A 9069-nucleotide genomic window follows, 5' to 3' on the forward strand; every position below is an offset into this window, starting at 1 on the left:
TGCTGAAACTTCTCCAGACTTGAAAAAATACTCATCGAGCCCGAAGCAGTTCGCGACAACCGCTGCTCATCCCCGTGCGAAAAGCACCGCTTGCGCAAGATCGCTTCGATCCTTCGCCGAGAAACGGTACGAGACCTCCTGCGGCTGTCCCTGCGCATCCGCGCGCTCGACGCGCACGAACCTCAGCTCCACATCTTGATACCCCTGGCAAAGGAGGGCGTACGCGTAGCACTGCGCCTGAAGCAGATGCCGCTGTCGCACCAGGTCGAGCGGCTCTTCGTCCCTGCCGCCCGTCTTGTAGTCGACCACCAGCGCGCGGCGCGCGGCACCCTCGGGCCCGTCCGTGCACAAAAGGTCTATCTCGCCTTCGAGAAAGCCCTCCCCCACGCGTTCGAAGAACGGCACCTCGGCGCGGCGAAGCGACCAGGAGGAAGCCTCTGCGTACGTGAAGCTGCCAAACCAGCAAGCGCACGCAGACCTCAAGCGATCCCTCTGGCAAGACGTCAGTCCGAAGGCAGCGGCAAAGGCGCTCAGACGGCTTTCGTCGGGAACGCAGCCGGCTTCGACGGCGAACTGGGCCGCACGGTGAAACGCGCTGCCCAACCCCGTAGCCTTATCGGCATCGAGAGACCGCTCGGTTGCGTCCCGATCTTCCCGCATCAACTTGCCATCGGGACAAACGCCCCCATCGCCCAATCCCGAGCGCTCCGATGCAGGAAGATCCGAGGCCGTCGGCTCGCCTTCCCGAGCCAAGGCCGAATAAGAGAAGACGTCGTTGCGCCCGGCGTTCCACGGCTCGCACGCAGGTGCGTCGACGGGCGGCGACGGCACGACGAAGACGGCTCGCTCGGGATGATCCCGCAAAGCGCCCTCCTCCAAGACATCCGCCTGCACGAGCACCCGCTCGAATCGCGCAGGCTCGCTTCCGCCGTACGGAAGCTGCGCCGATCCTTCGGGGAAATCGTCGACGCCGCACAACGCGCTGCGCACGTCGTCGACGAGAGCTGCGTACGCAGGCGGCTTGCCCGCCGATGGAGCCTTTGCGTCCATAACGACCACGAGGGCTTCCCTTGCGCGCGTAAGACCTACGTACAGCTTGCGGCGCGCTTCGGCCAATTCTTCGTCCGCCGCGCGCTGCGCGAGCGTTGCACGGTAGGCGGACTGCGTACACGAGCCGCTTAGGCCCTCGGCACGCGCGAACCCGCCGCCCTCGACCAACGCGCGAGCCGCGTCAAGGTCGGCGCTTTCCTCCAAGTCGCCCGCAAGCACCAACTTGGACCGGCTCTTCACCTGCTCGAACGCATCCAAAGATGCGCCGGGAGCAAGCGATCCTCGCGCCACGGACCCGCAGGCCTCCACCAGCAGCTTGCCCGTGTTCGCGCGCCCGTCGGCGAAGTCCGCAAGCGCCACGATGGGAAACTCAAGGCCTTTCGAGGCGTGAATGGTCATGATCTTCACCACGTCGCCGCCAGCGCCGGACAGGGCACCGGGCGACTCTTTCAAGCCAACCGACAACTCTCCGGCGAAGATGCGGGCCGTCGAAGCAAGACCGGCATGGTGCTCGGCTTCCACGGACTCTATAAGGCGAACGGCCTTCAGCACATTGGCCGCGCATGCCGTTCCTACGGCCCCCTGCTCCTCGAGACGCGCCATCCAGCCGCTTCGAACAACGGCGTCGCGCACCACGGCGGACGCGGGAAGGACCCGCGCCAAACGCTGCGCGCGGTCCAAGAGCCGCACGGCATGGGCCAGCCGGGGAGCAAGCTCGTCAGAGCGGGAAGCCAACCGCGCGAAGCCCCGATCAAGGTCGCGGCGGCGGATCCTGCCCGTATCCGGGTCCTCCTCGGTAGCCAGCTCCAAGAAGTCGTCGGCCGAAAGACGAACCATGTCGCTTGTCAGCACCTCGAACAGAGCAGCGGTGTTCGCCGGATTCGCAAGCGCCTCCAGCAGTCGCGCCACCACGCGAACCTCAGGCGCCGAAGCGAACTGCGATCCGCCCGTCACCACGCATTCGAAGCCCTCGGCGCGCAGCGCTTCGGCGTACACGTCCGCGCGGCTCATCTTGCCCAGCAGCACCACCATGTCACCCGGAGCATGCCCGTCTTTGCGCAAAGACGCGAAGCGTCGGGCGATCTCCCGCGCACCGGCGCGCTTGACGTCGTCGATGCCCACGCCCGTGCCGCGCCCCGCCGGCTGCACGGCCAGCACCAGGTCGATGCGCGGCGCGCTCCCCCGGTAGCGCGACAGGCGCGCATCGTGGGGTTCGAGCGACATGAACGCGTCGCCGAAGACCCGGGGCTGCTCGAACACGCGATCCACGAACGAGAGCACGTCGGCGTGACTGCGGAAATTCTTGGCAAGCTCCACGTAGAGCGCATTCACATCAGATGAGCGCATGACGCGCTTGTGAGCTTCGTACACGTTCACGTCGGCCCCGCGAAACCGGTAGATGGACTGCTGCGCGTCCCCAACCGTGCACAGATGAGCGAAGCGCGGGCCGGACAGGCGCGCGATCATGTCGATCTGCAACTGGCTGGTATCCTGAAACTCATCCACCATAACCAGCTTGAAGCGGTCCTCGTAGCGGCGAGCGATGTCGGGATGCTGTTCGAACGCAGCCAGCGTGCGCGTGAGCAGATCGTCGTTGTCCAGCTTGCACAGCGCCTGCTTGGATCGCTCGTAGCGCAGCGACACCTCGCGCGCAAGCTCTTTGAGGTCGGCCGCCAACGGGAAAGCCAGCCCCAGCGCGATCTGCCGAGCAACGTCCTCGTATACGGCCTGGTACGTTTTGACTTCTTCCTTCACGCCGGCTTTGAAGGTGCCCCCGATGCGCGGGCACTCCTCGAGCGCGCCCGCCAGCGCGCGCAGAGCCGCGATGTTGTCCGCTCCGGCGGCAGGCCCCGCAACGGAGCCGAAGCGGCAGAGAAACGCCTGAAGAACCTCGATCGCGTCCGCGGCCTGCCCGCGCGCACGCTCGGCCGTAGCGCTGCCGCCCGCCTGCTCGAGGGCGGGTTGCACCGTTTCGTACGCGAGCAAAAGATCGCGCGCAAGCGCAGACGCGCGCGCGGGCTCGGGTCCGAAATCCACGGCGTCAAGGCCTCCGCGCATGCTGGCGGCTTTGTCCAGCAACGTCGCCAGCATGGAGGCCACCGACGGAGCCGAGGGCAAGGACGACCGCGCGGGATACTCGTCGAACAGAGCCGCGTAAGACCCGCGCGCGATGATGTCGTTGTCGTCGCCGAGCGCCGCATCGATGGCGTCAGCCACCAGATCGGCGCGCTCCGCGTCCCCCACGATGCCAAACGCAGGGTCTATCCCCAAATCGAGCGCATGGGTGCGCAGGATGCGAGCGCACATGCCGTGGATGGTGGATATCCAGGCTCCGTCCACCTTGAGCGCTTCTTCGACCAAGCCTTCCGCGCGCAAGGTACGCTTGACGCGCGCTTTGATCTCAGCCGCCGCCTTCTCGGTGAACGTGATGGCCAGCACTTCGTCCACGCCGCCGGCTACCGGACCGCTTTCCGGCAGCAGCGCGTATGCAATGCGCTGCGTGAGCGTGAAGGTCTTGCCCGATCCCGCCCCCGCAGACACGAGCAACGGCCCCTTCACGTGCTCGATGCTTTCGCGCTGACCGGGCGTGCAGGTACGCAAGTCCATGGATCAACGTCTCCTTTCGCACGTGAGGACCGGACAGTGGCCGCAAGGGTCTTCGCCGCGCGGGTCAGGCGCGATATCTCCGCAGGAAAGCATGCGAACAGCCGTTTCGATACGCTGCTCCACCACGTCAAGAAGATCCTGGAACGTCGTCGCGCCCACAGCCTCTCCCGCCGGGCCCGGAACGCCGCACGCCTGCATGTCGAGCCCCGGAACATCCGACTCGCCCACGATGGCGCGGTCCACGGCGCCCGCCACGCGAGCCGCCTTGCCGTACGACACGTACAGAGCGCCCACAACATCCAAGCCCAGCAAACGTCGCGCAACCTGCGCGTACGCAAGCGACTGAATCTTGTGCGGGAGCACGGCTCCGCCTGCCTGCGCCGCCTGCGACGCAGACGCGAGCGCGTAATCGCCCGTAAGCGACCCCTTGTAGTCGATGACCACCGCTTGACCTCGATCGTTCACGTCAATGCGGTCGATGCTGCCGCGCAGCAGGCATCCCGCGTACGCGAAAGGCTCGGCCTCGCCGAAATCGAGCTCGAAGCAGGTCGGCTTGAAGCCAGGAAGCAGAAGCGCCTCCCGATCAAGGTAGCCTAGCAATCTTTTACGCAGGTCGGCCACTTCCGATTCCTCGAACTTCGTCCGGGGGATCAGCGGATTGCGGTTGCGCTTGAGCTCGCGCTGAAAACCCAGGTGCCGGTCGAACGTAGCGCCCAGCAGCTCCCGTGCGCGCGCCAGGTTGTCTTGGGTCACTTTAGCGTCTCCCGCTTCGCGGAAGCGCTCGTAGAAGCTTTTGAGCACCCCGTGGGAGAAGCTGCCCATCTCAAGCGGCCCGAACCCCGCGTCAGGCTCCGACAAGCGCAACCGGCGCAGGGCGAACCATTTGTACGGGCACTCCAGATAGCTCTCCAAGGCAGACGGCGAAAGGGCGGGTCGCTCGTCGCCGCCCGCGCCCCGCGGCACCACGATGCGCGAACGCAGAGACTCGGACACCTCGCCGGAAGCGGGAACGGGCCATGCCGACGACTCTTGAACATCGCCCGCCGGACGGGGCGCGAGGTTCGCATGCAGCGCCTCCTCCCCCGCCCCGCGCGCATGCGGAACAAGGCTGCAAGGAAGTCCCGTGGCGCGATCCGAGACCCCGTCCTGGCCGTCGGACGCCCGGTAGCAATCGAGCAGCTCCTCGTACATGACCGCAGGGTACGCCTCGTCCGCGTCCTCGGTGTTGAGCGGGCGCTCCAAGACTGCAGCGGAGCGCGCGCAGGACAGCGCACGGAAAAACGTCCGGCGACCTTGCGCCAACGCATCGCGGCAGCACCCTAAGCCCAGCTTGTCCAGCAGCAGGGTCGCACCGTCCTCGGCCGCCCGCACAGGATAGGAGAGCGCGTCCATGTCGCACAGCAAAAGCGTCGAGCACGAGCACGCCGCGCGCTCGGCCACGTCGGCAAGCGAAAGGAACACCGCTTCGGGCTGCTTCTTCCCTTCAAAGGAAGAGTCCGCCGTTCGAAGGCTCGCACGAACCGTCGCGCGCTCCAGAAGCGGACGCGCCGCCAAAGCATCAGAGCCGGTGCGGGCGCATGCGGCCGCAAAGGAGCGAGCCGCCGAAACGGCAGCAAGCTGCTCCGAGCGAAACGACGCGTCAAGATCGATGCGACGACGAAGGCGATCCTCGAAGCATGCGAGCGCACCGTCAACGTCACCGCGCAGAAGCGCGGCCAGGGCGCACGCCGCAACCTCGCTCGCGTCCGACAGATCGCGCACGACACGCTCCCGATCCGTTGTCCGATCGCCGCGCCATGCCGCATCGAGCTCGCACGCCGCGCGCCTCCCCAAGCCCGAAAACGCGCTGAACGCGAAATCGGAAGCCAGGGTCAAGCGACAGGAATCGTCGTTTGCAAACGCCCACAACGCCAGAAACGAGCGCCCAAACGCCGTATCCGCGAACGACCGGCGCGAAGACGCCGCCGCGCATATCCCGCTGACAGCCAAAGGACCCGCCAGCTCATCGAAGAGGGCGCGCGGATCACGAGCAGACACGACCACCGGCAGCTGCGCGCGCCCTTCCTCGCGCGCAGCTGCGCGCTCGGCGGCAACGGCCTCGGTCACGCACGAGAGCACCAGCCCGCAAGCCGCATAACGGCCAGCCGGCAACAGGAAGCGCACAGCGCCCGTCGGCTCGAGCGGACCTTCCTCCTGCGACAAGAACAACCGGTCGAGCAGCGACGTCAATTCGGGCGAACGATCAAGCGACCGCGAAGGCGCACGGCACCCGTCGTCAAGGCGCACGACGTCGCCCTGTTCGGCAAGCGCGTCGAACAGCTCACCGTACGCCTGGCCGATGTCGTCGAATCCCGCCAAAACAAGCGGGGGAAACGCGCAATCGCACCTGGAAAGCGCGCAAGCCGCCTGAGAGCGTTCGCACAGCGACAGTTCGTCGAGCAAGCTGGCGTAGCGCCCGAGCACCGCGAGCGCTCCGCGCTGTGCTGCGCTCAGCTCGCACTGGCGCTCGTCGCATGCAAGCGCATCCAGCAGAGCCGGGAGCGATTCGCGGGCAAGCCCCGCCAGAAGCGAGACCGTGCCCGGCGTGGGCTCCACGGCATTTCCGCGCGCCCGCATCTCAAAGCAGGCTCGCTGCATCAAAAGGTCGCGCTCCGCGCCCTGCACGAGGGTACGCCCGTCTCCGTAGAGCTCCCATTGGTCCGCCACCCAGGAGTCGGGAGTTTCCACGCGCACGCCGAACGAGCAGGAGCCGTCCGCAAGAGCGCGTCGCAACCGCAGGACCGCGGCGGGCGTCGGCGCCAACAGCACGGGCACGCGCCCTGCGGCGCACCATGGAGCAAGCGTTTCGGTAATCGCGAAAAGCACGTCTTCCGCGTTGTCGAATGTCATATGTTGGTAAGGCATGCCGCCATTGTAGCGCCCGAGCGTCCCCGCATGCACTAGAATGGCGGCATGCAGAAGAACACCTTGAAATACTCCTTCCTGGTATTCTTGGCCGGAGCCAGCTACGGAGCGCAGGCCACCACCGTGAAGATAACCTACGCGGCAGGCTTCACATGGACGCAAGTAGTGGCCAGCCAGGCGCTGTTCGCAACGCTTCTGTTCGCCATCGGCTTCGCCGTCGACCGGGCGCGGGGAGCCCGGCTCGCCCCTCTGCCCCCGCTGCGCATGCTCGCGCTGCTGGCTCTAGGCGTCAATACATGCGTCGGCACGGTGCTGTACAACTACGCGCTGACCATCCTGCCCGTCCCCGTGGCCATAACCTTGCTGTTCCAATTCACCTGGATGGGCATCGTGGTCCAGGTGATCGCGACGCGGCGGCGGCCCCGGGGCGTCGAAGTCGCCGCCGCCATCGTCATCTTATGCGGCACGCTTTTCGCAAGCGGGCTTTTCTCCAGCGAAATAAGCGCGCTCGATCCCATCGGCGTGGCATGCGGTTTGGGATCGGCTGTCAGCTGCGCGCTGTTCATGTTCTTCTCCAGCCGCGCGGGAACTGGCATGCCCGCGATGCAGCGCGGCTTCGTCGTGTGCCTGGGGGCGTGCGCGCTCGGATTCGCCCTGTGCCCGGATTACTTCTCCGCCGGCGTCCTGCAGGCGGGCATCTGGAAGTACGGCCTGGTGCTGGGGCTGTGCGCGCTGTTCGTGCCCGTCGTCCTGTTCGGCATCGCCACGCCCCATCTTCCGCCCGGGCTGGCCACCATCATGGCGTCGTCGGAGCTTCCCTGCGGCATCGCCTTGTCCATGGCGCTCATCGGCGAGCCGGTCGACGCCCTGCAGGCCATAGGGGTGTTCGCCATTTTGTGCGGAGTCGCGATTTCGCAATTGCCCGCACGACCGCCGAACCTGCGCTAGAATGCACCCATGCGAAACGACATCTTGAAATACTCCGCGCTCGTGTTCCTGGGCGGCGCAAGCTACGGGGCAATGGCGGCCACGGTGAAGATGGCCTATGCCGCAGGGTTCTCCTGGACCCAAACGGTTGCCAGCCAGGCCCTGTTCGGCACCCTTTTGTTCGCCATGGCGCTCGCGGTCTCGCTGGCGCGCGGACGCAAGCCGGCACCCTTTTCCCCAAAGCGCATCCTCTCGCTTCTGGGGCTGGGATTGAACACGTGCGCAACGTGCGTGCTCTACAACCTCTCGCTCACCATGCTGCCGGTTTCCGCAGCAATCACCATGCTGTTCCAGTTCACATGGATAGGAATCGTCATCCAAGTGATCGTCACCCGCCGCCGGCCCCGTCCCGCCGAATTGGCAGCGGCGGCCATCATCCTTGTTGGAACGTTCCTGGCAAGCGGAATGCTCTCCGCCGAAGTGGGCGCGCTCGACCCCGTCGGCATCCTCTGCGGCCTGGGATCGGCCGTCAGCTGCGCGTTGTTCATGTTCTTCTCGAGCCGTGTGGGGTGCGGCCTTCCGCCCATCCAGCGAGGACTCGTCGTCTGCCTGGGCGCATGCGTGCTCGGATTCGCCCTGTGCCCGGACTACTTCGCCAGCGGTGCGCTTCAAGCGGGCGTTTGGAGGTACGGGCTGGTGCTGGGGCTGAGCGCTTTGTTCGTCCCGGTCATCTTGTTCGGCATCGCCACGCCCCATCTTTCAACGGGGCTCTCCACCATCATGGCCTCGTCCGAACTCCCGTGCGGCATCGCCATTTCGACCGCTCTCGTTGGCGAGTCGGTAGACGCCCTGCAGCTTGCGGGCGTGGCCGTCATCCTAGCGGGAGTGGCCGTGTCCCAAGCGCCCCACTTGCGGCCGTCGAGAACGCCGGAGGATCAGCGCCTTCCGTCATGAGACACCGGCGGCTCGCGCGAACAAGGCGGGGCGGATCGGGCGGCATCCGGCTTTCTTTCAGGCGGGCGAAAGAGCGAAACGGTTGCCAAGACGGATCTCGACCACCGCAACGGCAACGCCGACTGGAATCGCGCCGACCTCCGCCCATCGACGCAGGCAAAAATGGTACGAAAACCCCCTTCCTGCTGAAAAATTGCGTTTGCGAACGATCTGCTTCGCGAATAATGAGAGACGCATCTCTGTGAACAGGGATTATATACGATGATCTTATTGCTTATATTGCAAAAGGCCCTGTGAATCGTTCGCAAACGCAATTTTTCAGCAGGAAGGGGGTTTTCGAAGCGATTTTCACATGCAAGCCGCCCGGCGCAGCGCGCCCTCCCTTCCAAGACAGCGCCTGCCGAGCGAATGCCGAAACCGCCGCGCCGCCGAATCGCATTGGCGATCAGGCGGCGCCCCGGGCCCAGGCAAGAACGTCATCCGCCTATAACCCCAATCCTGGGGTTAAGTTTCAAAAAGTGTGTCTATTTCTACCCTGTATTACCAGTTCATCAATAGAAAATAGACCCTAGAAGTTGTTTCGCACCAACTTCTAGGTGTTTCAAAAAGTGTGTCCGATTTCACCTT

At 65.5% G+C, this 9069-nt stretch carries 4 protein-coding genes; 2 read left to right on the forward strand and 2 right to left on the reverse strand.

The window, feature by feature from the left end; translation table 11 throughout:
* Positions 1-66: 66 nt before the first annotated feature.
* Together DMP08_RS10535 and DMP08_RS10540 are read right to left on the reverse strand one after the other, a co-directional pair.
* Positions 67-3657 (reverse strand): UvrD-helicase domain-containing protein, encoded by a 3591-nt coding sequence (locus tag DMP08_RS10535; RefSeq protein WP_123192842.1) that lies wholly within the window; start codon positions 3655-3657, stop codon positions 67-69.
* A gap of 3 nt (positions 3658-3660) precedes the next feature.
* On the reverse strand, positions 3661-6561 hold the full coding sequence (locus DMP08_RS10540; RefSeq protein WP_123192849.1) for a PD-(D/E)XK nuclease family protein: 2901 nt from the start codon (positions 6559-6561) through the stop codon (positions 3661-3663).
* A 48-nt stretch (positions 6562-6609) separates the two neighbouring features.
* Between DMP08_RS10540 and DMP08_RS10545 the strand changes: the two genes are divergently transcribed.
* Positions 6610-7509 carry an EamA family transporter gene (locus tag DMP08_RS10545; protein ID WP_123192843.1) on the forward strand — a complete coding sequence of 300 codons (900 nt, stop codon included), beginning with the start codon at positions 6610-6612 and terminating at the stop codon, positions 7507-7509.
* 9 nt (positions 7510-7518) lie between these two features.
* Positions 7519-8442, forward strand: coding sequence for an EamA family transporter (locus DMP08_RS10550; RefSeq protein WP_123192844.1), 924 nt, complete (start codon positions 7519-7521; stop codon positions 8440-8442).
* Positions 8443-9069 lie beyond the last annotated feature (627 nt).

Origin of the sequence: Paraeggerthella hongkongensis, from assembly GCF_003726035.1 — a bacterium.
Lineage (GTDB): Bacteria > Actinomycetota > Coriobacteriia > Coriobacteriales > Eggerthellaceae > Paraeggerthella > Paraeggerthella hongkongensis.

What these genes read in the sequence shown, in the direction of transcription:
- DMP08_RS10535 (WP_123192842.1), bottom strand. Translation starts at nt 3,657, where the DNA reads ATGGACTTGCGTACCTGCACGCCCGGTCAGCGCGAAAGCATCGAGCAC.
- DMP08_RS10540 (WP_123192849.1), bottom strand. Translation starts at nt 6,561, where the DNA reads ATGCCTTACCAACATATGACATTCGACAACGCGGAAGACGTGCTTTTC.
- DMP08_RS10545 (WP_123192843.1), top strand. Translation starts at nt 6,610, where the DNA reads ATGCAGAAGAACACCTTGAAATACTCCTTCCTGGTATTCTTGGCCGGA.
- DMP08_RS10550 (WP_123192844.1), top strand. Translation starts at nt 7,519, where the DNA reads ATGCGAAACGACATCTTGAAATACTCCGCGCTCGTGTTCCTGGGCGGC.